Origin of the sequence: Alkalihalobacillus sp. R86527 (assembly GCF_042466185.1) — a bacterium.
Taxonomy (GTDB): domain Bacteria; phylum Bacillota; class Bacilli; order Bacillales; family Guptibacillaceae; genus Guptibacillus.
Genome location: NZ_JAXHBW010000001.1, coordinates 195,427 through 220,170, shown reverse-complemented (window position 1 = coordinate 220,170; position 24,744 = coordinate 195,427). Strand labels below are relative to the sequence as shown.

Annotated in this window: 21 protein-coding genes, 4 tRNA genes and 1 pseudogene; 1 reads left to right on the top strand and 25 read right to left on the bottom strand. The window is 39.9% G+C overall.

Annotated elements, in window-relative coordinates:
• The first annotated feature begins 125 nt into the window (after positions 1 to 125).
• Complete coding sequence (gene nagE / locus SJY16_RS01200; protein WP_377887239.1) at positions 126 to 1,487, top strand: N-acetylglucosamine-specific PTS transporter subunit IIBC; 1,362 nt, start codon at positions 126 to 128, stop codon at positions 1,485 to 1,487.
• A gap of 64 nt (positions 1,488 to 1,551) precedes the next feature.
• On the opposite strand, the gene SJY16_RS01195 is transcribed toward nagE, so the two are convergent.
• From SJY16_RS01195 to ssb, 25 genes and pseudogenes are all read right to left on the bottom strand, one after another.
• Positions 1,552 to 2,127: a hypothetical protein gene (locus SJY16_RS01195; RefSeq protein ID WP_377887237.1), complete on the bottom strand. Its 576-nt coding sequence runs from the start codon at positions 2,125 to 2,127 to the stop codon at positions 1,552 to 1,554.
• A 9-nt stretch (positions 2,128 to 2,136) separates the two neighbouring features.
• A complete protein-coding gene (locus SJY16_RS01190; RefSeq protein WP_377887235.1) occupies positions 2,137 to 3,324 on the bottom strand; it encodes an Alp7A family actin-like protein in 1,188 nt (395 codons plus the stop codon).
• Positions 3,325 to 3,721: 397 nt separating this feature from the next.
• On the bottom strand, positions 3,722 to 5,266 hold the full coding sequence (gene mqo, locus SJY16_RS01185; RefSeq protein ID WP_377887234.1) for a malate dehydrogenase (quinone): 1,545 nt from the start codon (positions 5,264 to 5,266) through the stop codon (positions 3,722 to 3,724).
• 264 nt (positions 5,267 to 5,530) lie between these two features.
• On the bottom strand, positions 5,531 to 6,010 hold the full coding sequence (gene rlmH / locus SJY16_RS01180) for a 23S rRNA (pseudouridine(1915)-N(3))-methyltransferase RlmH (protein ID WP_377887233.1): 480 nt from the start codon (positions 6,008 to 6,010) through the stop codon (positions 5,531 to 5,533).
• A 116-nt stretch (positions 6,011 to 6,126) separates the two neighbouring features.
• A complete protein-coding gene (locus SJY16_RS01175; RefSeq protein ID WP_377887232.1) occupies positions 6,127 to 6,291 on the bottom strand; it encodes a CxxH/CxxC protein in 165 nt (54 codons plus the stop codon).
• 81 nt (positions 6,292 to 6,372) lie between these two features.
• On the bottom strand, positions 6,373 to 7,587 hold the full coding sequence (locus tag SJY16_RS01170; RefSeq protein WP_377892005.1) for a S1C family serine protease: 1,215 nt from the start codon (positions 7,585 to 7,587) through the stop codon (positions 6,373 to 6,375).
• A 78-nt stretch (positions 7,588 to 7,665) separates the two neighbouring features.
• A complete protein-coding gene (locus SJY16_RS01165; protein WP_377887231.1) occupies positions 7,666 to 8,460 on the bottom strand; it encodes an MBL fold metallo-hydrolase in 795 nt (264 codons plus the stop codon).
• A gap of 14 nt (positions 8,461 to 8,474) precedes the next feature.
• Positions 8,475 to 9,251, bottom strand: a pseudogene (gene yycI, locus SJY16_RS01160) (two-component system regulatory protein YycI); the annotation flags it as partial.
• 118 nt (positions 9,252 to 9,369) lie between these two features.
• Entirely contained in the window at positions 9,370 to 10,743 is a 1,374-nt protein-coding gene (locus SJY16_RS01155; RefSeq protein ID WP_377887230.1) for a YycH family regulatory protein, read from the bottom strand.
• The gene (gene walK / locus SJY16_RS01150; RefSeq protein ID WP_377887229.1) at positions 10,740 to 12,542 is read right to left on the bottom strand and encodes a cell wall metabolism sensor histidine kinase WalK; all 1,803 of its coding nucleotides are present in this window, start codon (positions 12,540 to 12,542) and stop codon (positions 10,740 to 10,742) included. The genes SJY16_RS01155 and walK overlap by 4 nt, the downstream gene beginning before the upstream one ends.
• Before the next feature lie 10 nt (positions 12,543 to 12,552).
• Entirely contained in the window at positions 12,553 to 13,257 is a 705-nt protein-coding gene (yycF, locus tag SJY16_RS01145) for a response regulator YycF (protein WP_377887228.1), read from the bottom strand.
• Positions 13,258 to 13,849: 592 nt separating this feature from the next.
• Positions 13,850 to 15,244 carry a peptidoglycan DD-metalloendopeptidase family protein gene (locus SJY16_RS01140; RefSeq protein ID WP_377887227.1) on the bottom strand — a complete coding sequence of 465 codons (1,395 nt, stop codon included), beginning with the start codon at positions 15,242 to 15,244 and terminating at the stop codon, positions 13,850 to 13,852.
• Positions 15,245 to 15,477: 233 nt separating this feature from the next.
• Positions 15,478 to 15,553, bottom strand: a tRNA-Phe gene (locus SJY16_RS01135).
• A gap of 311 nt (positions 15,554 to 15,864) precedes the next feature.
• Positions 15,865 to 15,940, bottom strand: a tRNA-Asp gene (locus SJY16_RS01130).
• A 129-nt stretch (positions 15,941 to 16,069) separates the two neighbouring features.
• A tRNA-Met gene (locus SJY16_RS01125) sits at positions 16,070 to 16,146 on the bottom strand.
• Positions 16,147 to 16,345: 199 nt separating this feature from the next.
• Positions 16,346 to 16,421, bottom strand: a tRNA-Lys gene (locus SJY16_RS01120).
• A gap of 108 nt (positions 16,422 to 16,529) precedes the next feature.
• A complete protein-coding gene (locus SJY16_RS01115) occupies positions 16,530 to 16,973 on the bottom strand; it encodes a PilZ domain-containing protein (RefSeq protein ID WP_377887226.1) in 444 nt (147 codons plus the stop codon).
• 127 nt (positions 16,974 to 17,100) lie between these two features.
• The gene (locus tag SJY16_RS01110) at positions 17,101 to 18,387 is read right to left on the bottom strand and encodes an adenylosuccinate synthase (RefSeq protein ID WP_377887225.1); all 1,287 of its coding nucleotides are present in this window, start codon (positions 18,385 to 18,387) and stop codon (positions 17,101 to 17,103) included.
• Between the two features lie 207 nt (positions 18,388 to 18,594).
• Positions 18,595 to 19,956, bottom strand: coding sequence for a replicative DNA helicase (gene dnaB, locus SJY16_RS01105; RefSeq protein WP_377887224.1), 1,362 nt, complete (start codon positions 19,954 to 19,956; stop codon positions 18,595 to 18,597).
• Positions 19,957 to 20,003: 47 nt separating this feature from the next.
• Positions 20,004 to 20,447: a 50S ribosomal protein L9 gene (gene rplI / locus SJY16_RS01100; protein WP_377887223.1), complete on the bottom strand. Its 444-nt coding sequence runs from the start codon at positions 20,445 to 20,447 to the stop codon at positions 20,004 to 20,006.
• Positions 20,444 to 22,420, bottom strand: a complete 1,977-nt coding sequence (locus tag SJY16_RS01095; RefSeq protein ID WP_377887222.1) for a DHH family phosphoesterase — start codon at positions 22,418 to 22,420, stop codon at positions 20,444 to 20,446. Before SJY16_RS01095 ends, rplI begins: the two co-directional genes overlap by 4 nt.
• Positions 22,421 to 22,435: 15 nt before the next feature.
• Positions 22,436 to 23,362, bottom strand: a complete 927-nt coding sequence (locus tag SJY16_RS01090; protein WP_377887221.1) for a YybS family protein — start codon at positions 23,360 to 23,362, stop codon at positions 22,436 to 22,438.
• 144 nt (positions 23,363 to 23,506) lie between these two features.
• The gene (locus SJY16_RS01085; RefSeq protein WP_377887220.1) at positions 23,507 to 23,800 is read right to left on the bottom strand and encodes an HPr family phosphocarrier protein; all 294 of its coding nucleotides are present in this window, start codon (positions 23,798 to 23,800) and stop codon (positions 23,507 to 23,509) included.
• Positions 23,801 to 23,936: 136 nt separating this feature from the next.
• Positions 23,937 to 24,173, bottom strand: coding sequence for a 30S ribosomal protein S18 (gene rpsR, locus SJY16_RS01080; RefSeq protein WP_224883976.1), 237 nt, complete (start codon positions 24,171 to 24,173; stop codon positions 23,937 to 23,939).
• 63 nt (positions 24,174 to 24,236) lie between these two features.
• On the bottom strand, positions 24,237 to 24,737 hold the full coding sequence (gene ssb / locus SJY16_RS01075; protein WP_224883974.1) for a single-stranded DNA-binding protein: 501 nt from the start codon (positions 24,735 to 24,737) through the stop codon (positions 24,237 to 24,239).
• Positions 24,738 to 24,744 lie beyond the last annotated feature (7 nt).

Sequence of the window (24,744 nt, the reverse complement as noted above, 5' to 3'; positions counted from 1 at the left end):
TACCAGATGAGCTGACGGTTTCGTGACATAGATAGAATTGGTATAGACAACTATATTTAAATGTTGTTATGATTGATTTGGAGATAAAACGTTTTCAAAATGATATTAAGGAGGTTGAAGGTGTTATGCTAGGAGGTTTGCAACGCATAGGAAAATCGTTGATGCTACCGATCGCAGTATTACCAGCCGCAGCACTATTGCTTCGTTTAGGACAAGAAGATTTGTTGGATATACCGTTCGTAGCAGCTGCCGGAGGAGCTATTTTCGATAATCTTGCACTTATTTTCGCTATTGGAGTAGCGATTGGGTTTTCTAAGGATGGTAGCGGGGCTGCTGGGTTATCAGGAGCAATTGGCTATCTCGTGCTCACTCAAGGCGCACAATCGATCGATAAAGAAATTGAAATGGCAGTGCTAGGAGGAATTATCTCCGGGATTGTCGCTGGCTTATTATATAATCGTTTTCATGATATAAAATTACCAAGTTGGCTTGGGTTTTTCGGAGGAAGACGTTTCGTACCGATTATAACTGCTGCCACAATGGTTATACTTGCAGGGATATTCGGGTTTGTATGGCCACCTATCCAGGATAGTATCAATGCACTCGGGCAGTGGATTATAGATGCTGGTGCACTTGGCGTAGGGGTATTTGGATTCTTAAATCGACTGTTAATCCCATTTGGACTTCACCACGTCTTAAACAGCCTAGTGTGGTTCGTTTTCGGAGAATATAACGGGGCGACAGGTGACCTCAATCGCTTCTTTGCGGAGGATCCATCTGCCGGCATCTTCATGACAGGGTTCTTCCCGATTATGATGTTCGGCTTACCAGCTGCATGTCTAGCAATGATCGCCACTGCAAAAAGAGAGAGAAGAGCTGAGGTAAGTGGCATGCTGATCGGGATTGCTTTCGCCTCATTCCTAACAGGAATCACAGAACCAATCGAATTTGCCTTTATGTTCTTGTCACCATTTCTCTATGTTATTCACGCACTTCTAACCGCAAGTTCAATGGTTCTTGCTTATGTGTTAGATATCCATCATGGATTTGGGTTCTCGGCAGGGGCCATCGATTACTTTCTTAACTTTGGATTAGCACAAAAGCCTGTTTTATTGCTCATAATCGGGCTAGTTTATGGATTGTTATACTTCATCATCTTCTATGTCCTTATTCGAGCATTCAATTTGAAAACACCAGGGCGTGAAGATGAAGACATGATTACACGGGACGATGAACCTGCTGAAGGGGATAAGTACGACCTCATGGCTGGTCACTTCGTAAGAAGCATCGGTGGAATTGATAACATTTCTTCAATCGATCACTGTACGACTCGACTTCGCTTGCAAATTAAAGATGCATCAGCTGTGAATGAAGCTGAATTGAAGAAATACGGTGCTAGAGGGGTAATTAAAGTTGATAGCCGCAATTTACAAATCATTGTTGGAACAGACGTAGAGTTCGTAGCAGATGCTATGCGGAAACTTTAGTCACTATTGCCCGACAAAGATGATAGAAAGAGGCAGAAGAGAATAATTCTCTTCTGCCTCTTTCTTATTTATTCATCTTGTCTAAGAAACCACCAAGCAAATCCTCATCGCTATCTTCAGCGTCTTCTTCGATCGATGAACTTTGTTCTTGCTTTGCTTGATTCCAATCAAAATTCATTAAATCATCATCATTAGGTTGAACCTCTGACACAGATTGATCTTCTTCATCACGTTCAGGTGAATATGAAGCTAGAGAGCCTTTCTCCTGCCAGTAAAGAGCTTCTTCAATATCAAGAGAATTACTAGTAAACGTGGCTAAAATGGAAGCTGCACGAAGAGGATCTGATAAAATCTGATAAACAATATTGCCTAGAAGAGCCTCAGAGTGTTCATGCTTCAACCAATCGCGTTGGGCTTTACTTAAGCTCTTCGGAAGAGGAACAGTAATCGCCTCATTATCTCTTTTGATCGTTTGAGTAACACCTTCAAGTACATACTCTGCTATGCGACTTGAAAAGTTTCTCTTCTCTTCTTCTTTTAATTTCTGCAATTGTTTCAGAATATGATCAGGCGTGTCAGAGGGCAGCCGAAATGTGATAGCCTGTCCCCTTTGAACCCCTGTCATCCCCGCCTTTTTCATCAAATCACCCTAGCTTTTGACCTTGTGCTTGTCTTCCTTTTTATCTTTAGATGCCTCTTTTTGAAGCTTTCTTTTGTAATCAGAAATTAGCTTATAATAAGCATTGGACATCATCCAGATGCTTTCTTTTTCGTCCTCGAAAAAGTCGATATTATAGCCATCAAGGTTGTTGTTAAGCGTTTTAAGGTAATCCTTAAGAACGATTGAACCCCCACCTACAAAGTAACAAATTTCTGTTTGAGAATTCTTTTGCCAAACATTACGAAGGTGACGATATTGCTTTTTAGCAAGTTCAAGGAGAATACGATCAGTAATATCATGAACGCTTGTACGACTTCCTCGCACCATAATGTGATTACGATCATTTTTCTTCGTGATGATATCAACGACATCACGTCTGCTGTCAAGCTCAACTCCATGCTTCGAACGAATTTCTTCTCGAATTAATTCTAGTGATTCCGCTACACCGATATTAAATCCTTGTGCTTTGTCATCATCAACGTTTCTGTTTTTAATAACAGCGATATCAGTAGATAAACCTCCAATATCCTGAATAAGGATGCGTTTATCGATTAAGTCTTTGTTAATAACGTTAAGATCGTTATCCATAACTAGATTAATATAAGCAGCAAATCCTTCAGGATAAACCTTCACTTCATCAAACTTAATGTTTACTTTCTTACCCTGATGTTTAGGAGTTACTAAGAATTCAACCTGGTGTACTGAGCCAAGGAGTCTAGAACGATAACCAACGTCCTTTCCTTCCTTTACTTCACGAAGAGGAAGTCCAGTACCTAGTGTATAATTGGCATCGATTACGCCATTCTGATTTCTGAAGTTCGCTGTATTGTTTTCATTCACAGCATCCAAAGCTAGAGATGCAAATAGCATAATCAGAGTTTGATCTTCTTCTGATTTAGCGCTACCTGGATCAAGCTCAGTAGGGTTATCACTTGTCGTCGCAAGGTTACCTACTCGGTAAATTGCATTGTTGTCCTGAAGTGCAGGGGAGTGTACTTTAATGTGAATACCATCGAGAGGATCCTTCGTGTCAAGTTCCTCAATTCCAATTACCGGACGGTCTTCAATATCTCTTGCTATAACGTTTGGTATGTATAAGTCGGATTCAATTTTCCCATAGATTCCTTTTAGAGAGTCATTTCCAACATCAACTGCAGCGATTCTCGAATTACTCATAAATCGATCCACCCTTTCAAATTTAAATGAATCTAGTATTTCTACTATTAATTTAAAAGTTATAGAAGATTTCGCCATTCGTCAATAAGCCATATTATCTAGTTTACACTTTTGTTTACTTGTTTACAAAAGCGTATACAAGTAAACATCAATTGTGTACTTGTATACAATAATGTACACATAGCGCAATGAAGGGATGTATACAATATTGTAAACTTGTTTACTTTTAATGTGTACTTGTACACGAGATTGCAAACATGTACACATATTCGTGTACATTAAGTTTTGTTACAGGAGGCTGCCTCCTCTTCTCCTATTCATAAGCTTAGTGATCCTTATTGATGCACAAAAAAAGCTAAGCGAACTTTTTGCCCGCTTAGCTTTACATTTCATCAGATTAACTATAAACGACTTCATTTTTATTTAAACCCAATGTATTTGCTGTCGAAGAATGAATTTCTTGAAAGAGTTCAGGGTTCTCAGCTAATGACAGCCCAAATGAAGGAATCATTTCTTTAATTTTTGGTTCCCAATCTGCCATCTGTTGAGGAAAGCACCTTTCAAAAAGTTCAAGCATAACGTGAACAGCTGTAGAAGCACCTGGTGAAGCACCTAGTAATGCGGCAATAGTGCCATCAGAAGCATTAACAATTTCTGTACCAAATTGTAGTGTACCTTTGCCACCACTTTCAGTATCCTTAATAACCTGAACACGTTGACCTGCTACGACAATTTCCCAATCTTCGGCTTTTGCATTTGGAATAAACTCTCTTATATCTTCCATACGCTGTTCATGAGATTGCATGACTTGTTGAATCAAGTATTTAGTAAGTCCCATTTCTTTTAAGCCAGCCGCCATCATCGTTAAGACGTTGTTTGGCTTTACTGAGCTAATCAAGTCAAGGTTTGAACCGCCTTTTAAAAACTTTGGTGAAAAGCCAGCAAATGGGCCGAACAGAAGCGTTTTCTTATTGCCTATATATCTTGTATCAAGATGCGGTACAGACATTGGAGGTGCTCCAACCTTCGCTTTACCATATACCTTTCCATGATGCTGCTCGACAACCTCTGGATTATTACAAACCATAAAGAGTCCGCTAACTGGGAAACCTCCTATATGCTTCGATTCAGGAATTCCTGTCTTTTGTAACAGATGGAGGCTGCCTCCTCCTCCTCCAATAAACACGAAGTCTGCAGAATGATAACCAAGTGTATCATTTTCCATATCTTGAACCTTTACTTCCCAAGTACCTTCTTTAGTACGCTTAATATCTTCTACACTATGCTTATAATTGATGGCAACGTTTTCACTTTCCAAATTCTCAAACATCAAACGGGTTAGCGCACCAAAATTAACATCTGTTCCAGAGTCGATTTTCGTAGCTGCTATCGCTTCATTCGTTGTACGACCATTCATAATTAATGGGATCCACTCTTTCAGCTTTTCAGGATCCTCAGTAAATTCCATTCCTTGAAACATAGGTTTCGTTGACAACGCTTCCATACGCTTTTTCAAAAACGTGACATTCTCTTCCCCATGTACAAGACTCATATGAGGGATTGGCATAATAAAATCTTGAGGGTTATCAATTAAACCTTTGTTTACTAGAAATGACCAAAACTGCCTTGATAGCTGGAACTGTTCATTTACTTTTACAGCTTTACTAATATCTATGGATCCATCAGCTTTTTCGGATGTATAATTCAGCTCACAAAGGGCGGCATGGCCTGTCCCAGCATTATTCCACTCGTTAGAGCTTTCTTCTCCTGCACTGCCCAGCTTCTCAAATACTTTTATATTCCATTCCGGTGCTAACTCTTTCAGTAATGACCCCAAAGTCGCACTCATGACTCCAGCACCAATTAAGATAACGTCTTTTTTTTGATTGTTACTCATGATATCCTTCCTTATCTTATTAATTTTAATAAAGAGTAGGCGCACAAGCTTACGTCTCGCAAGGCGTCACTTTGGAACATTCCGTTTCTATCTCCATTATAACCATATCATATTTGAATTTCACAATTGTTAAATATATCTATACTTATATGTACCCTTTTCAAAACCGATCTAGACAGTTTTGCATGAAAACTAGAGTAGAAAAAGCGATTAAAATGAGTATTCAGATATTTAAGGGTATGCCGTGCTTCAACCTTGTACTCATCAAAGCGCTTCTCACTAAAGAGAAACGCTTTGTTCAGAGCTGATTTACTTGTGGTACGGTTCCCCACGATTAATCTTGAACGCACGATAAATCTGTTCCACGAGAACTAGTCTCATAAGCTGATGAGGGAAAGTCATCTTCGAAAAGGATAGTGTATCATTCGCTCTCTTCATAACGTCGTCACTTAAGCCGAGGGAGCCACCTATCACAAACGCTACTTTACTTTTTCCATATGTAGCAAGCTGGTCCAGGTCTTTTGCAAGTTTTTCAGAAGTTTTCATATTCCCTTCTATCGCTAGAGCAATAACGTGAGCATCTTGAGAGATTTTTGAGAGTATACGTGTTCCTTCAGCATTCTTAACCTGCACCATTTCAACTTCGCTAAGGTTCTCAGGTGCTTTTTCATCTGGAACCTCGATCACCTCTATTTTTGCAAAAGGGCCTAGACGTTTCGTGTATTCTGCTATTCCTTGCTTAAGGTATTTTTCTTTCAATTTACCAACCGTAACGATACTAATATTCATATTAACCATCTGCCCCCAAGTTGTTCGTTATACAGTACATCCACAGTTAATAAACATGTTATCAACAGAACTTATCCACATATACACATTTTCTATCCACATATCGTGACCGAATATTAGTTCGACACCATATATACGGCAGTGTTACTACAATATTCGCAGGTTGTGGACAAGTTTTTCTCATTCTTTTCGAGCTTTTCCAGCACAGGGAAATGCTCTGTTTCATCCACTGTCACATCTAGAGCAAGCTCTACATGTTCTTCACAACAATAGATTTTCATATTCATCATCCTTTCTAAGTTATCCACTGTGCATAACTCATTTACATAGTAAACAGGAGAGTTTCCTCTCCTGTTTATCGATTATGAGGTTTGTTGCTCAGATAACGTCACTTTCACATTTTGCTTCTTTCCTTCACGATAGATCGTCATCGTTACTGTATCTCCAATTTCTTTTTTGGAGTATAGGAATTTCCTTAGATCGATAGAATTTTTGATGGTTTCACCATCCATCGCTGTAATCACATCAAGTTCTTTAAGTCCTGCTTGGTAGGCTGATGATGTAGGAAAGACGCTCATGATGACTACACCAAAATCAATATCCATCGGGAGCTTCAAGGATTCACTCCAATGGTAAGTTGGAATTTCAGACAGTGATTTTGTTCCTACTCCTATTTGCGGCCTTCTCACTTCTCCATAAGTTTCTAGATCCTTAATGATTGGTTCTGCAATATTGATTGGGATGGCAAATCCAATGCCCTCTACACTTGATTTCGCAATTTTCATCGAGTTGATCCCGATTAACTGCCCAGAAATGTTGATGAGAGCTCCTCCACTATTCCCAGGGTTAATCGAAGCATCTGTTTGAATAACATCAGCATTCCAATCGATCGTACCATTTTGGTCTGTATCGACAGGAAATGAGCGTTCAGGATTACTTACAATGCCTTGCGTAACCGTCCCTTCAAGAAACCCTAAAGGATTCCCAATCGCTACCGCCGGTTCTCCTGGCTTGAGTTTATCTGAGTCTCCAAACTCAGCGACCATTGTTACATTTTCAGCTGGAATCTTTAACACTGCAAGATCCATGAGTGGATCGGTCCCAACCAGCTCAGCAGAGACACGTTGTTCAGCACTTAAACTAACTTCTATCTGACTTGCACCCTGAACAACATGATTATTTGTGACAACGAAAGCTGTATCACCTTGCTTTTTGTAGATAACACCTGAACCTGCTCCTGCTTCTCCATAATCTTCAGCCCAGAAATCGGTCTTCTGGAGATTAATAACCCCTACAACCGCCTCATTTACCTTTTCTACCGCTGAAGTAATATCATTCGTTACATCAACACTAATGCTCTTTGTAACGGGATCTTGAACAAGCTCATCGCTTGATTCTTCCTCTGGTGCAGGAGATGTCACCTCAGGCAATACGCCGAGACCCGACAATGCTGGAATCGTAAAAAGAATGATCAATGCGCCTAAGATAGCACCTAGAAACCCAGCAACTAATGCACCACCACGATTACCTTTCTGTTTGGTGGTCCGGTTATAATCCTCACCATCATAAAAGCCCAATTTCTTCACCTTTCCTTTCCTATCAAAAAGGTGGACCTAAGTGAGACTATCCTTCCAACTTCAACTCTTGAACGGGAATCATATTTTTGTGAGAAGTGTAGGAGTTGTAGGATCCGTATCATAGAGATCGAACTGTTCTCCAACGCTAAAGCCATTTTGTTCAAGAGACTGTTGGACTGACAATCTTGCCAGGTCCTTCATGTTATTATCTTTACTTAAATGGGCTAAATAAATACGCTTCGTTTTTTCACCGATTATATCTGCAAGGGCCACTGCTGCATCTTCGTTCGATACGTGCCCCATATCTCCAAGAATTCTTCTTTTGACGTTCCAAGGATACCTTCCCATCATCAACATATTAATATCATGGTTCGCTTCAAAAATAAGCATATCTGAATCACGAATGGTCCCCTTTATCCTTTCACTAACGTATCCAAGATCGGTTGCTAAACTTAGTTTCTTACCTTCATGGTGAAAGACATAAAACATAGGTTCAGCTGCATCATGAGATACACCGAATGACTCCACATCTAAATCATGAAACGTTTTAACGGACTCCATATCAAAATGAAATTTCTGTTCGAGTGGAATTTCACCAATCGAACGCTCCATCGCCTGCCATGTTTTCTCATTCGCATAGATAGGTAGTTTGTAACGGCGTGCAAATATACCGAGGCCTTTGATATGGTCACTATGTTCATGTGTTACAAGCAAACCATCAATTTCCTTAGGATCAATGTGAGCTTTAGCTAATAGTTCTTCAAGCTTCTTCCCACTCAGCCCGGCATCAACCAAAAATTTCTGTTTTTCCGTACCTACAAATAGTGCATTTCCTGTACTCCCGCTTGCAAGCACACTAAATTTAAGAGACATATTTCATTCCTCTCCTACTTTTCCCCTGTCGAAGATTGTGGTGTAGAAGGGTCAATGGTTGTATCGTTCGTTTCATTATTGCCATCCTCTTCACTTTCTTCGACCTTTTCATTATCCTTCGAATCACTGAAAACATTCTTTTCAATTGCATCTACATAATAAACATCAGGCTCTTCATCTTTTTTCTTTGAATTCGTTAACACAACACGCCATGTCGGAACAAAGACAATCTTCTCTCTTTGGTCCTCAGTCGTAACCGTATAGTACCCTAAAGAAACATCTTCTACAACGTCATTTAACTCAAGATATTGTTGATTCAATAACACTTCAATCACGTCTGAAGCAGGATCTATCTTTCTCTCATCCGTAATTGCATCAAGATTGAGGTATGTTTGAGTGTAGGAAATGACCTTATCATCTTCCATCGTAACGATTAGCATCCCAGAATTCTGATTATATATTGGTCGATCATCCTCATATGTTTCGACAAAATAAATAATGTTCTTATCATTTGCAGAATGAGAATACTCGTATTTGGACCCTTCATACACATACGTTTCTAAGAAAATGGAAAAAGCTGAAGGTAATTTTGGATCCTTAATTGGATAAGGCTTTTCCAATGTAGAAATCAACTTATTTCCATCGAGTTCGATTTCTTGACCCGTGCCTTGCTCAAGCGTTTTTTCTTCCTGTTCATTAAATTCATGTACTTTCCCACTAATGAACGGCATGTTCTCAGACTGTATAGATGGCTTTTGTTTGTATGTCACATTATAGCTTGCAAGCTTTTCTTCAAGCGTTACCTGCTTTAATTGCTAAAGACCGCTCATAGCCGTTTGTTTCTTAATCAAATTGCTCACAAGAAAAATATTAAACACAAGGAAGGTTAGAATGAGTATGGTTTTTGTTCTATTCCAATCCAAAGTCGTCCCCTCCTTGTTCTAAATTCTGCAGTGGTGTCCACGTTTGATTCAATTTAATATACCACTGAGGGACAAGACTATAGTCATATGAGTTATCAGATGTGTTTGGAATGATCGTATACCCAATCGTAAAATTAGTGATCGCATTCTTTTTGAAATTCCCCTCGTCTAATAGAGATACCACTTCATCATAGGAAGGGATAGTACTCGTTTCGATATCATTTGCGTACTGAATCACTTTAAGCATCCGTTTATACGTGCTTATTTCATTATTTTTTAATGTCACGACGATTTCATCTAAATCCTCCTGAGAAGGACTAAATACAGGGTATCCCTGTGTATTCAACCTAAATGTTATGCGATCTGTTTTATGCTTTGATGATGTCACCCATTCACTGAGAAAGTAGTCATCATTTGGATCACTCACCTGAAAACCGAAATGCTTGTTAATAAATCCATAAGCGTTCATTATTGGTGCTTCATTTGCAACGAAGTTACTCGATGTAGATTGCGGGTTTTGAAAAACCATATAATCGCTCGGTTTATCATAATTCAAATCACGGCTTCCATCTGTATAAAGAGACGAAGAATTGATATAGGTGTTTTCTTCTACCGCATTCTCATCAGGAAAGAGCGCTGTGATAAATGAGTCAATATTCGTCAATTCATCCGTGCTAACACCATATGATTTCAACTGAATGTCATTTGTAGGCAAATAAAAGGCAGGCGTCTTGTCGTTGTATTGATATGACCTGGCTCTAGCCACTTTTCCCCCTGAAGATTCTTCAAGAGTTGAAAAATCACCATCAAACCAATCTTTCATATCTCTAGACACATCAACGGTTGCTCTCATTCCATTCTGATTTGAGCTATTTAAGAAGATGACTTCATTGTTTTTTCCTGTTTGAGCTGACGGTATGATGATCCGATCAAAAACTTCGAGAGGAATATCCCCTTTTGCAACACTAACTAAGCTCTTCAATACATCATTCGATAGAGAAATAGGAAACACAAATTCTACACTTTCATCACGATTCACTAAACTTTCGACATTATCGACCATCATCACAGACTTCACCCGTGTACCTGAGATGAAATCCGTATAATAGGAATCGATCGTATTCCGTTCAAATGACGTAAAATGCTGATCATTTTGGTGAAAAACAACTTGATTCGGCTTGATAACTTGATTAAGTTCGACTTCTTTCACACCAACGGTCCTATTTTCAGAAGGCGTTGTTTCTTTCTCATATTCCGGTTCAAACGTCCAGATTTGCCAGGTTAACACGAGACTAATAAGAACTAAGACGTTCAACAAAATGGTTTTAATCGACTCTAAATGCTTTTTTGTCATTCTCATTCGTCTTCAGCCTCCCTTATCCGCTTATAAGGAAGTGTAAAGTAAATAGTTGTCCCTTTTCCCCACTTACTTTCTGCCCAGATGTCTCCATGATGGGCATTAATCATTTCCTTCGCAATAGCCAAACCGAGACCAGTACCGCCAAGTTGGCGTGAGCGAGCTTTATCAACTCGGTAAAAACGGTCGAAGATTTTGGATAGGTTGTTCTTTGGAATACCTACACCTTGATCACTAATACTTATACGAACCTTTTTACCTATCGTCCAACAACGAGCTGTAATCGTACCACCCTCTGGAGAATACTTGATTGCATTCGAAATGATGTTATCGAGTACTTGAGTCATTTTATCTCGATCGATTCTTGTATAGATCGCTGCAGTAGGAAGTTGACGCACGATCTCAATGTTTTCCCGTTTTGACATTTCAAAACGATCTAATACCTGATCAAACATTTCTACAAAGTCAATTTCACTAAATTCAAGACGATATTCTTTTTTATCCATTTTCGATAGTTGGAGAAGATCGTTAACAAGCCTGATCATACGTTCCGTTTCATTTTGGGTCACGCTTAAGAAACGTGGCGCAATCTCCGGATCAGATAACGCTCCTTCTTGAAGAGCTTCAAGGTAGCTTCTCATCGTTGTAAGAGGCGTACGAAGCTCATGAGAGACGTTCACGACAAATTCTCTCCGTTCTTGCTCTAGCTGCTCTTGCTCTGTAATATCGTGTAGAACGGCAATCAAACCATTAATAGGCCCATCTTCTTTATGAATGATGGAAAAGTTCACACGAATGATAAATGTTTGATGGTCGTTACTTAAATCAAGAATGACTGAATCTGGACCATTGTAGAGATCATCCCAGGTTTTCTCTTCAGCATATTGGAGGATTTTATTCAAAGGCGTACCTAGAGCTGTTTCACGCGAAACATCCATCATCTCTTCGGCTCGATCATTCATAAGGATGATCATTCCTTCACGATCTGTAGCGATAACGCCATCTGTCATATATGCAAGAACTGACGTTAGCTTACGCCGTTCACCTTCAGTAATCGCATTAGCCTCCTGTAACCTTCTTGTTAAATCATTAAAGGCTAGCGCAAGTTGGCCGATTTCATCTTCCCCATATACTTTTACCTTCCGTGTGAAATCCCCACGCGCCATAACAAGCGCTTGCTTACGCATATCTGAGATCGGTCTGGTTATCGTACGAGAAATCACAATTCCTAATAAGCCTGTTAATACTAGAGCTATAAGCGCGGATTGCGCTAGTAATTTATTTACCTCGTTCGCTTGCTTAAATACATGCTCCATATCAGCTTGGATGTAAACTGCACCTACAGTCGAATTTGTATCCCCTTCAACTGCCGCACTATATACAAAAAAACGCTCTCCATCTTCATCAACTAATATTGCATCATCATCAATTCCGTTTAGAGCACTGTTTACATATTTATTCGTCGATCGGGATCCAACTAATTCGTCATCATATAGTGACCCTACGATCTGTCCAAGTGAATTGATAACATAAATTTGGCGTATTTCTTTTTGATTAAAATTCGCTATTAAATTGGATATTGAATTGCTTTCTTCATCACTCTTACTGTTTATTTGACTAGAAACATTTTCAGCGAGCAGTTGTGCGCGATCTCTAACAGAGTTCATATAGTTTTGCTCAAATTGTTCCTCAAGCTTATCGTTGAAATACACCGATATAAATTGAATTGCGATAAGAATAAGGAGAACATATACGATTGCAAACTTAAAATGAATGGACTTAAAAAAACCAACTTTCCCCATTTATATCTAACTACTCCTGTTCTGGCTCACGCATATAGTAACCAACCCCACGTCTTGTAATAATCCATGAAGGATGGCTCGGGTTATCTTCTACCTTTTCTCGAAGTCTACGCACTGTTACATCGACCGTTCTTACATCACCAAAATAATCATAGCCCCATACCGTTTGTAAAAGATGCTCACGCGTCATAACCTGTCCGATATGCTTAGAGAGGTAGTGTAGCAATTCGAATTCTCTATGTGTTAATTCGATTGACTCTTCTCGCTTTGTTACTAAGTAAGCATCTGGATGAATCGTCAAAGCACCAACATTAATCAATGAGTTCGTTGATGATTCTTTCTCAGGTTCTTGCTGACGACGTCTTAAATTCGCTTTCACCCTTGCAATTAACTCTCTCGTGCTAAATGGTTTCGTAACATAATCATCTGCTCCAAGCTCAAGTCCAAGTACTTTATCAATTTCAGAGTCTTTTGCTGTAAGCATGATAATCGGCATTTCGTATTTCTTTCTCACTTCTCGGCATACTTCCATCCCATCACGCTGAGGTAGCATAATATCAAGGAGAATCATATCAGGATTTTCTTCTTCCACTTTTGCAATTGCTTCATCTCCATCGTAAGCGCATACAACAGTAAAGCCTTCCTTCTCAAGGTTGAACTGAAGTATATCAGCAATGGGTTTTTCATCGTCTACAACAAGAATTTTCTTGTCCATTATGAACGCTCCTTTTTAGTAATACAGATTTATGTATTTTCAAGTAAAAGTCATGTCTTATTTCGTCTATTCTATCATATTATAACTATTTTATTTATCATCTACCCTAATGCGGCACATGTAAAAAGAAAACCTCCAGTAAGAGCTGAAGATTTTCAGACTGTCGAGACAGTTTAGGAAAAACAGTACTATCCAATAGTATGGTGGAGATTTCCGCTCCAGGATGCTCGCTTTCCGCGGGGCGGGCATTCTTCCGCTCCAATCAACTTTATTGCGTGATTAATTTAATTACTAAATCTAACTTCAATATAAAGCAGGCTAGTGAAAAAAATGGATGACGTCTACTTTATGACGATGGTCGGTAAGGTTAACTTGTATTAACTACTAATTAGTAGGAGGGAATACCGCTTGACTCCCGTGGAAAACGGGCGTTCGAGACCCCGGAGTGGACGGGCTTTTTGTCCGCGAGGAGGCTCGGGCGTTCGTCCACAGGAAAGCAAGCGGTATTCAAACTCCTACGGCATAGGGAGCACAATATTTCGGGTTGCTTTACAAACTGAAAACCTTCAGCGTAAACTGAAGGTTTTTCTCATTAAAGGTATTTCATTGGATTCTGAAGGTTACCGTTTTTGTAAACTTCTAGATGAAGATGGATTCCGGTAGATTTGCCCGTAGTTCCCATCACACCAATCTTGTCACCTTTCTGTACTGTGTCTCCTACAGAGACAGAAATGGAAGAGAGATGAGAATACGTCGTTTTCATTCCGTTATTATGGTTAATCGTAATTTGATTACCATAACCACTACGTTTACCTGCTGCAGTAACTTTACCATTATCTACTGTCTTAATCGTTCGATCGGAGACGCCTGCTATATCGATTCCTTTATGGAAGGAACCCCAACGCTCTCCTTGCTTACTTGTAATCGAACCACCGACAGTTGGCCATGCGAAGGTTCCTGTACCTTTTGAAGGAATTACTTTAGTGCCAATTGTGACTTTCTTTTTAACCGGCTCTTTCGTGACTTCCTCTTTGACGATGTCTTTCTTTGTAACCTCACCGTTTTCTCTAGAAATGCTATACGTTACCTTTTTCTCACCTTTTTCACCAGATTGGGTAACTTTCTTCTCACCTTTTAAAATTGAATCACTTTTGGTTGTTTCTGTTTCAAAATCAATTTCTTCATCTTTGATCACTTCTTCTGTTTCAAGCACCTTTACGATTTGCTTTTCGAGCACTTTCACCTTTTCAAGGTCAGCAATCTTATCTTTTTTGGAGAGATTATTAAGTTCTCTAACCTCTGACTCATCCATATCAAATTCTTCAGCAAAGTCAGCAAGCGTTTTATCCTCATCTACTTCTTTCTCTACTTCCTTCATGTAGCCGTCCTCAATTCGAGTAACGCCTTCTTTTTCAGTTAATACATTCTCTTTCTTTGTCTCAACTTCATCAATCGAGAAAGGAGTAGAAAGGTCTAAGAAGTCAGCCGGATGTTTCTTCTCATCTTCCTCAACTTTCTTCTCAATTTCTTTTACCTTTTCTTCAGATAAAAACGGTTTGGCGTATACCCAAAGCGCTTGTTTAGCTTTTGATTCACTAGGGAAAACTCCTACTGACTCCTCGTTAAATGACAGATCAAATCCCTTAGCGACAAAAGTCAGTTCATCATCGACCTTATCAAGCGTTTCTTCATTATCATATGAAGGCTGAAACAATCGTTTTGGAACGATTTCAAGATCATTTTTCACCATTAAGGTTAAATCGTCTGTTTGTCTTTTTTCTTTCATCTTATCTATTTTTTTAGTAAAAAGTTCTTTATCATCGATCGTTCCTACATTAGTACCATCTATGTATACGTGATAGACAGGTTTCATCATATTATATACAGTAGCACTTGCTGGCTGGATACCAATAATCATGCTTACACTTATTAACGAGAACAGAGCTACGGATTGACACAATCGTTTTACTAGCTTTGATGTTGCCATAATGTTTCCTCCTGCGATTTGCTTACGCTTATAAATTTACTCACGGTTTGAACTCTAACACACATATAAAGTCAATAGGGTATTACTCCCCATTTTGTAACATAAATGTAGTCTATTCGTCATGATAGTGGTATTCCTTGGTAAGAATGCTATAAATTTCGGCATTGGCTGAACATAAAAAAACCTATCTCCATGGAGACAGGCTTGTATATAGTCGTATTAATAGTAAGAAATGGTGGCTCCGGACGGAATCGAACCGCCGACACGTGGATTTTCAGTCCACTGCTCTACCGACTGAGCTACAGAGCCATGTTTATTGTGATGTCCATCAGCTTTTGCTGGGTAAGACCACTGTCCCTTCCTCTTCTAGCAATGCTTCGTAGCTTGCTGTGTCGGGACAACTCGTCGGATATTCGATGATGCTTTGCTCGTTGCTCTACCGACTGAGCTACAGAGCCATGTTTATTGTGATGTCCATCAGCTTGTGCTGTGTAAGACCACTGTCCCTTCCTCTTCCAGCAATGCTTCGCAGCTTGCTGTGTCGGGACAACTCGTCGGATATTCGGTGATGCTTTGCTCGTTGCTCTACCGACTGAGCTACAGAGCCGTTTAAATTAAAATGGCGGTCCCGACGGGAATCGAACCCGCGATCTCCTGCGTGACAGGCAGGCATGTTAACCGCTACACCACGGGACCAGTTTTGTTTAAAAACCATTGTTCACTTACGTTTGATATGTGTAAGCTATTTGTGAAGTTTTTAGGTTGTCCCTAAAGGGACTACGATAAAATTTTAACACGGAAGATTAATCGACGTAGTTAAAATTTTGGTTGCGGGGGCAGGATTTGAACCTGCGACCTTCGGGTTATGAGCCCGACGAGCTACCGAACTGCTCCACCCCGCGACGATATGAATGAAAATGATGCTGCACCTGCTTCTATATGCTGTGCACTGTTTCTTCCTCTACAAGGTTATGCTTCGATGCGTATCCGTCGAAACAACTCGTTGTTGATTCATGGAAGTTACGCTCGTTGCTCCACCCCGCGACGATATAAATGACAACGTTGCTTTCTCTGCCAGTATGTATCTCTGCGGAAAGAAAATGGTGAGCCATGAAGGACTCGAACCTTCGACCCTCTGATTAAAAGTCAGATGCTCTACCAACTGAGCTAATGGCTCATTAAAGTGTTCTTTAATGACGACAAGTGTTATCTTATCACTGGTTTATGAAAAAAGCAAGGATTCTTCAAATAAAAATAATAAAAGAGAAGATAACAGGTAGAACTGTTACCTTGTCTCACCTTTTTTTCTTAGCTTTTCTCTCATCATTTGGCGTATTTCTTGTTTTCGCTTATGACGCTTAATAGCAAAGCGATTCACTTCCTGAAAGACAAGTGAGTATTGTTTTTCCGTTTTGAGATAGAATTTTACTCCGTAACTATTACTAGCCCTGGTGTTAGGATCATTAGGGTTGTTTGCCTTTAACCAAAGGACTTCGCCAGATACTTGAAATAATGTTTCGTTCAATTTCAGCTCAAATTCTAAGTCCGTATGCTTCGATAACTCAGGATCAGTAGAGAAGCCGATACCTTCAAGGCCGATGTCATGTATGTAAATTTTATGATTAAATTCTTTACTATCAGGTTGGTCACCCGCTTCTATTACTCTCATTCTAGCTACAAGAGGTACAGAAAGTTGGTGACGAAAGACTTGCCTTTTATCCCGATTCATTAAGCCCACCTCATAAAATATAGAAAATTATAACAGTATTAATCTTATCATATAAAAGCAAACTGCGCTGTTGTTTTATGGGAAGATATATCAAAAAAAGCTGGCAGTGTTAACTGCCAGCAGCTTGTTACGCAAATACGCCACGTACCATATTTGTTTGATTACGATCTGGTCCAACAGAGAAAACAGACAACGGTATACCAGTAAGCTGGGATACACGTTCAATATAGTGTCGTGCGTTTGGAGGAAGTTCTCCGAGATCTTTCACACCAGTAATATCTTCAGTCCAACCAGGCATCTCTTCATATACTGGCTCACATTCCGCAAGGACTTTCAAGCTTGCTGGAAATTCATCGATTACTTCACCTTTGTACTTATATGCAGTACAAATTTTGAGGTTTTCGATACCAGTCAATACATCGATGGAGTTAAGAGAGAGATCGGTAATCCCACTAACTCGACGAGCATGACGCACAACAACGCTATCGAACCAACCAACACGGCGAGGGCGTCCTGTAGTAGTCCCATATTCGTTACCTACTTCACGGATTTTGTCTCCAGTTTCATCATGAAGTTCCGTTGGGAAAGGGCCATCTCCTACACGAGTCGTGTAAGCTTTAGAAACCCCTACAACATGATTAATCTTACTAGGGCCAACACCAGAACCGATTGCTACTCCACCTGCAATTGGGTTAGATGACGTTACATATGGATAAGTACCCTGGTCGATATCAAGCATTACGCCTTGAGCACCTTCAAAAAGAACGCGGCGTCCTTCATCAATAGCATCATTTAAGACAACGGATGTATCCACGACGTACTTTTTAATCTGTTGTCCATATTCATAATATTCCTCAAGAATATCTTCCTTTTTGAAGCCTTCAGCTTCATACATGCGCTCAAGAAGACGGTTCTTATCTGCAAGATTACGTTCAAGCTTTTCTTCAAACACTTCTTTATCGAGAAGGTCACAGATACGGATTCCGACACGTGCGGCTTTATCCATGTAAGCAGGTCCTATCCCTTTTTTAGTCGTACCAATTTTATTCGCACCTTTAGATTCTTCTTCAACTGCATCTAATCTTAAGTGATATGGAAGAATGACGTGCGCACGATTACTAATGCGAAGGTTGGCAGTACTAACGTTACGTTCATGTAAGTATGCAAGTTCTTCTACGATCGCCTTCGGGTCAATAACCATTCCATTACCAATCACACAAATTTTATCATCATAAAAAATACCTGATGGAATCAAGTGAAGCTTGTATTTCGTATCGTTGAATACAATTGTATGTCCAGCATTGTTCCCGCCTTGATAGCGAGCAACAACTTCTGCATTTTCAGAAAGGTAATCGGTAATCTTTCCTTTACCTTCATCGCCCCACTGTGTTCCTACGACTACTACTGATGGCATTTCAGCACCTCCAGATGCTTCATTCGAATTCGCTCGTTGAAGCATGCTCTTTTTTAAAAAACCCAGAGTAAGTGTACCAATTCATGTTAATTAAGTCAACAAAACCGAACAATTTACTCATTCAGTCTTTTTATGTTCGTTATTAGGGTTAATTTACCCATTTTTCATCACATACATGCAAAAGAAAAAGCCCCGCATTGGGACTTATTACGCACCTGGAGGGATATCACTCTCATCATGACGTCTCTCTAGGTTTACGAATTTATTATATTCCTTCACGAAAGCAAGCTCTACCGTTCCAACTGGTCCATTACGCTGTTTCGCGATAATGATTTCAATAATATTCTTATTCTCTGATTCTTTATCATAATAATCGTCTCGATATAAGAATGCAACGATATCCGCATCCTGCTCGATACTTCCTGATTCACGTATATCAGACATCATAGGACGCTTATCCTGCCTGGATTCTACTCCACGTGAAAGCTGAGATAGTGAAATTAAAGGAACTTCAAGTTCCCTCGCAATTCCTTTTAGTGAACGAGATATCTCAGATACTTCCTGTTGACGGTTTTCAGTAGAGCCATCCCCTCTGATCAACTGCATATAATCGATCAAGATCATGCCAAGCCCTTTTTCTTGCTTTAAACGTCTACATTTAGCTCGAATATCTCCGACTCGAATACCAGGTGTATCATCAATATAGATACCTGCATTAGATAAACTCCCCATAGCCATCGTAAGCTTCTGCCAGTCATCTCCTGTTAGTGCACCAGTACGTAGACGTTGTGCATCAATATTACCTTCTGCACAAAGCATACGCATGACTAGTTGTTCTGCACCCATCTCAAGGCTAAAGATCGCAACATTTTCATCTGTTTTCGTTGCCACGTTCTGAGCGATATTCAATGCAAAAGCCGTCTTACCTACAGAAGGACGTGCAGCTACTATAATCAAGTCATTACGCTGGAATCCTGCCGTCATCCGATCAAGTTCTGAGAACCCTGTAGGGATACCTGTAATATCTCCAGTGTTGTTCTGTAGCATTTCAATATTATCGTATGCATCGACTAGAACATCTTTAATGGAAATAAAAGCACCAGTGTTTTTACGTTGCGATACTTCCATTATTGATTTTTCTGCTTCAGACAATAGGTTCTCTATTTTATTCTCTTTCGCATAACCGTCCGAAGCGATATCGGTTGCAGCTCTGATCAAACGTCTTAAAATCGATTTCTCTTCTACAATCTTTGAATAGTATTCAACGTTTGCAGCAGTAGGCACCGAATTAGCTAGATCACTTAAATATGAAACTCCGCCAATTTCCTCAAGGAGTGATCGATCTTGAAGTTCAGAGGTCACCGTTACAAGATCGACAGGCTCACCTTTCTCGGAAAGCTCGATCATGACAGAAAAGATCTTCTGATGCGCCGCCCGATAAAAGTCCTCCGATTGGAGGACTTCAGTTGCAGTAGTTAGCGCATCAGTCTCTAAAAACACCGCCCCTATAACGGCCTGTTCTGCTTCTATATTTTGAGGTGGCGTACGATCAGCAAATAAATCACTCATGTTGTTTTCCCCCTGAGCATTTCGCTTTTTCCACCCGTTAACACCTATTATTGCTCAACGACATGTACTTTAACTTTGGCTGTCACATCTTGATGCAATTTAATGGGTACATTTGTGTAACCAAGTGAACGGATTGGTTCATCAAGTTCGATTTTTCTTTTATCAACTTTAATGTCATGGTTCTTAAGCTCTTCAGCAATGTTCTTGCTTGTGATCGATCCGAATAGGCGACCATCTTCACCAGATTTTGTTGAAATTTCCACCTCAAGGCTTTCGATCGTACCTTTAAGTTCCTTCGCTTTCTCTAATTCTTCCTGTGCTTTCTTTTCATCGCTGCGTTGCTTCGCTTTCAGTTGTTTCATATTTGCATTATTTGCTTCCACAGCTAGATTATTCTTTAGAAGGTGATTCCGAGCATACCCATCTGCTACATTCTTAACTTCACCTTTTTTACCTTTACCTTTTACATCTTCTAAGAAAATTACTTTCATGACTCTTCGTCTCCCCCTTCTAGATAGTCATCTATGACTTCTTTAAGCATACTTTCTGCTTCTTCTATTGTATTGACGTCTAGTTGTGTGGCGGCATTCGTTAAATGCCCTCCGCCTTCTAGACCTTCCATAATAATCTGCACGTTCACATCGCCAAGAGATCTTGCGCTAATGCTGATTTTCCCATCATCTCGTTTTGAAATGACAAAGGAAGCAATAACACCACTCATCGATAGTAGGGTGTCTGCCGCCTGGGCAATCATTACTTGATCATATGTTTTATCGTTCTCACCCAGCGCTATAGCAATGCCGTTACGATATATATTGGCTTTTTCTATAATGCGGGCTCGACGGATATATTGTGCAATATCCTCGCGAAGGAATTCTTGTACAAGAACAGTATCGGCACCATGCGCTCTTAAGTAGGAAGCTGCATCAAACGTTCTCGAGCCGGTTCTAAGCGTGAAGCTCTTTGTATCTACGATTATGCCAGCTAATAATGCTGTCGCTTCTAAGATGTCCATTTTGAGACGCTTAGGCTGATATTCAAAGAGTTCAGTCACAAGTTCAGCTGTGGATGACGCGTATGGCTCCATATAAACAAGAACTGGATCTTCTATGAATTCCTCTCCACGTCTATGATGATCGATTACAACGACACGATCAAGCTTTTGAAGCAGCTTTTCTTCCATTACTAATGACGGTTTATGAGTATCGACAACAACAAGAAGTGTGTTTGATGTAGCTTTCTCAAGAGCTTCTTCAGGATCTTGAAAACGAGCCCAAAGTTGCTCATTTTGTTCGACTTCCTCAATTAACCTTGATACACCACTCGTTTTTTGATTTTGATCAAATACGATGTTTCCTTCTTTACCATTCGCCTGTGCTACTTTCAAAATACCAATCGATGCACCGATCGAGTCCATATCAGGATTTTTGTGCCCCATGATAATAACTTGGTCACTATCTAATACAAGTTCTCGAAGTGCGTGAGAAATAACACGCGCTCTAACCCTTGTTCTTTTCTCAATCGGGTTCGTTTTCCCGCCATAGAACTTAACCTTGCCGCTCGTTTGCTTAATCGCTACCTGATCACCACCACGTCCAAGTGCTAAGTCTAAGCTAGATTGTGCGAGCTGTCCAAGCTCTGTGAGGGTACTATGACCACTACCGATCCCTATACTCAACGTAATATGAATGTTTTCTTTTGACGTCACGTCACGAACTTCATCAAGAATGGAGAACTTATTTTTTTCAAGTTCTTGAAGTATTTTTTGGTTAAGTACTGCAAAAAACTTTTCTGAAGAACTACGTTTGAGAAATACGCCATGTTCATCCGCCCATTTGTTAAGAATAGACGTAACAGCACTATTCAAATTACTACGTACCTGATCGCCTAACCCTTGCGTGACCTCTTCGTAATTATCAAGGTATATAATACCTACTACCGTTTTTTCTTCATTGTATTTTCGCTTAATATCAATCTTTTCAGTCACATCAAAGAAATACAGAAGGCGTTCTTCTTGTTTGAAGTACGTCTTATACATTCGCTCATTAATGGTTAAGATTTCATCCTCTGCTTCTGATTTCAGAAACGGAATGATTTTTTCAGAAATCTCATTTAACGAAAGACCAATCAGCTGTTCCTGCTTGGTTACTGTTGGCATATAAGGATTCGTCCATTCGATGTGATAATCCTCATCATACAACAATATACCGATTGGCATCTCCATTAATGCCTCATCTCCCACTTTTTTCACCCGATGTGAAAGTGTGGAGACATAGTCCCGTAAATCGTCCTGAAAATTCGATTCAGCTCGTATAGCTGTATAAATAAGGAGCGTTGTGACAAGTACGCTTCCAATTCCAAGTATCCAGTTGTAATAAGTAATAATGCCGATAAAAAGGATGGAAATGACGAACAAGGCTACCACATGATAACCATGCCACCGTTTCGTTAAAAACTTTGGCATATTTTCAGCTCCTACCTATGATTTCATTCTCCTTCGCAGTTCAAAACCTAAATCAATTATTCCAATGATAACAACAAGTGACGTTAGTGCGAAGCCAAGAAATGTTAAAAGTATCGGCACAGCGATAGGCCAACCTTTTTTATGGCTGTAAAAGTATATGACTGCTAGTCCTTGCACGAATATTAACGCATTCAATACAGAATATACATTAATAGAAGCTACATAAGCAGCAGAACCTTCTTCTAAACCGACCATCATTAGAATGGTAACAACTAAATAATACCATAAAAAACTCTTAGGAAATGCCCATTCTCGAATCGGTTTAAACACTGGAGGTTGAAATCCGCCTACCCTCTTTAGAACAGGGATTGAAATGAGCTGCGAAATCAAAGCCATCATGACTCCCAAAATAACAAGCACTGTAGGAACCAGATATCGAATAACCTCAATCTGTTCAAACAATTGATCGAACTGTTTAGTATCTTGCCCCAATGCCTCGGTAATTGATTCGGCTTGTGAGATGGACTGATTTAGCATCGTGATCGACATATCGATCGGGTTCTCACCTATTAGTACGATACTTCCGATAAAGAGAATTAACATGGTGATAACGTAAGTGATTCCACTACCAATTAAAACAGCCAGTGCAGACTTACGCTTCGCATAAAGATATCCTGCTGTTAATCCTCCAACTCCGAATGGAAAGGACGCGATAAGGGATGGAAATCCTGCAATAATTAAACCAAGAACAGTCGAAACTCCCCACATAACAAATCCGCTACCGATACCATTTCGAACAACTATTAGTATAAACGGAATAGGTAAGACCCAAAAAGTTATGGACCCTAGAATTGGTACAAACGTTGTGATGAGAAATAATACAGCAAAAACAGCTGCCAGAGCAGCACCTTCCACTAATTGCTTTACGGTTTGATTTTTCAAGTTTTTTGACCTACCTTATATCTAATAAAAAACGGGTCGAAATCCCCTTACTATATTGTAAGAATTTCTGCCCGTAACAGCAAATTTTGCATTTATAAATAAACTAACATATAAAAAAAGCTGTTTCCACAACAGCCTGATCAACTACATGAAAGATAGTGGTTGGTCTGCAGCACTCTCCGGTTCGCTTTTCAGCAATTCACTCAACTTCGCAGTTGCCTCCTCTGCATCTGGACCTTCTGCAATCAATAAGATTGGATCAGCCTCATTCACCATCAAATTGAACGCAATGACGCTAGTTAGACTTTTACCATTTACGCTATGGCCATCATGATAAAGCGTAACATGGCTACCGAATGACTTTGCTTGTTTCACAAAAGAGATGAGCGCATTCATACTATGCTGTTTATGTACTTTTAGTTTAGTGGTTTTCATCATAATGATGATACATCCTCCTTACAGTCAATTGTAAGGAATATATACCTTTTTCTGTATAAAGTTAAACCACCTTGCTTTTCCAATATAAAGAAAAAAGACAGCAAGATCAAATCCTGCTGTCCCTTCCTTAATCAACTTACTCTCCTACAACGTAAGGGAGTAGTGCCATTTGACGAGCACGCTTAACCGCACGAGTCAATTGACGCTGATATTTTGCGCTAGTACCTGTTACACGACGTGGAAGAATCTTTCCACGCTCAGATACGAAACGCTTAAGAAGATCTGTATCTTTATAGTCGATGTAAGTGATTTTGTTAACTGTGAAGAAACAAACCTTTTTACGACGACCTCTACGTCCACCTGGTCTTGCCATGGTTAGTACCTCCTTTGCTTTTAAATTTGTTTTCTCTGTATTCACCGCTCGAAACAGGGATTATTAGAACGGCAAGTCATCATCCGAAATATCAATCGGCTTGCCATCGCTCGCAAACGGATCATCTCCAAAATTGGATTGATCACGATTGTTGTTGCGATCTTGGTTCTGATTTCCGTAACCGCCGCTATCTCTGTTTGGAGAGCCGCCACCGTAGTTGCCGCCTCCGCCGCCTTGGCTTGCACCTTTAGGCTCGAGAAATTGGACACTTTCAGCCATTACTTCTGTCACAAACACACGCTGTCCCTGGCTATTATCGTAAGAACGAGTTTGAACTCGTCCATCTACACCAGCAAGGCTGCCTTTTTTCAAGAAATTGGCTGCGTTTTCTGCCTGTCTGCGCCATACAACAATGTTGATGAAATCTGCTTCACGGTCTCCCTGTTGGTTAGTAAACGGGCGATTCACTGCAAGAGTGAAGTTCGCAACCGCTACGCCACTCGGGGTATAACGCAATTCAGGGTCTTTTGTTAAACGCCCAACTAATACGACGCGATTCAGCATCAGAACC

Excerpts from the sequence above, each read along its gene's own strand:
- SJY16_RS01095 (WP_377887222.1), bottom strand. The coding sequence starts at position 22,420 with ATGCCAAAGTTTTTAACGAAACGGTGGCATGGTTATCATGTGGTAGCC.
- rplI (WP_377887223.1), bottom strand. The coding sequence starts at position 20,447 with ATGAAAGTAATTTTCTTAGAAGATGTAAAAGGTAAAGGTAAAAAAGGT.
- SJY16_RS01195 (WP_377887237.1), bottom strand. The coding sequence starts at position 2,127 with ATGAAAAAGGCGGGGATGACAGGGGTTCAAAGGGGACAGGCTATCACA.
- SJY16_RS01175 (WP_377887232.1), bottom strand. The coding sequence starts at position 6,291 with ATGAAAATCTATTGTTGTGAAGAACATGTAGAGCTTGCTCTAGATGTG.
- walK (WP_377887229.1), bottom strand. The coding sequence starts at position 12,542 with ATGGGGAAAGTTGGTTTTTTTAAGTCCATTCATTTTAAGTTTGCAATC.
- ssb (WP_224883974.1), bottom strand. The coding sequence starts at position 24,737 with ATGCTGAATCGCGTCGTATTAGTTGGGCGTTTAACAAAAGACCCTGAA.
- SJY16_RS01190 (WP_377887235.1), bottom strand. The coding sequence starts at position 3,324 with ATGAGTAATTCGAGAATCGCTGCAGTTGATGTTGGAAATGACTCTCTA.
- rpsR (WP_224883976.1), bottom strand. The coding sequence starts at position 24,173 with ATGGCAAGACCAGGTGGACGTAGAGGTCGTCGTAAAAAGGTTTGTTTC.
- SJY16_RS01085 (WP_377887220.1), bottom strand. The coding sequence starts at position 23,800 with ATGATGAAAACCACTAAACTAAAAGTACATAAACAGCATAGTATGAAT.
- SJY16_RS01110 (WP_377887225.1), bottom strand. The coding sequence starts at position 18,387 with ATGCCATCAGTAGTAGTCGTAGGAACACAGTGGGGCGATGAAGGTAAA.
- yycF (WP_377887228.1), bottom strand. The coding sequence starts at position 13,257 with ATGGACAAGAAAATTCTTGTTGTAGACGATGAAAAACCCATTGCTGAT.
- rlmH (WP_377887233.1), bottom strand. The coding sequence starts at position 6,010 with ATGAATATTAGTATCGTTACGGTTGGTAAATTGAAAGAAAAATACCTT.
- SJY16_RS01140 (WP_377887227.1), bottom strand. The coding sequence starts at position 15,244 with ATGGCAACATCAAAGCTAGTAAAACGATTGTGTCAATCCGTAGCTCTG.
- SJY16_RS01115 (WP_377887226.1), bottom strand. The coding sequence starts at position 16,973 with ATGAATCGGGATAAAAGGCAAGTCTTTCGTCACCAACTTTCTGTACCT.
- nagE (WP_377887239.1), top strand. The coding sequence starts at position 126 with ATGCTAGGAGGTTTGCAACGCATAGGAAAATCGTTGATGCTACCGATC.
- SJY16_RS01165 (WP_377887231.1), bottom strand. The coding sequence starts at position 8,460 with ATGTCTCTTAAATTTAGTGTGCTTGCAAGCGGGAGTACAGGAAATGCA.
- SJY16_RS01155 (WP_377887230.1), bottom strand. The coding sequence starts at position 10,743 with ATGAGAATGACAAAAAAGCATTTAGAGTCGATTAAAACCATTTTGTTG.
- dnaB (WP_377887224.1), bottom strand. The coding sequence starts at position 19,956 with ATGAGTGATTTATTTGCTGATCGTACGCCACCTCAAAATATAGAAGCA.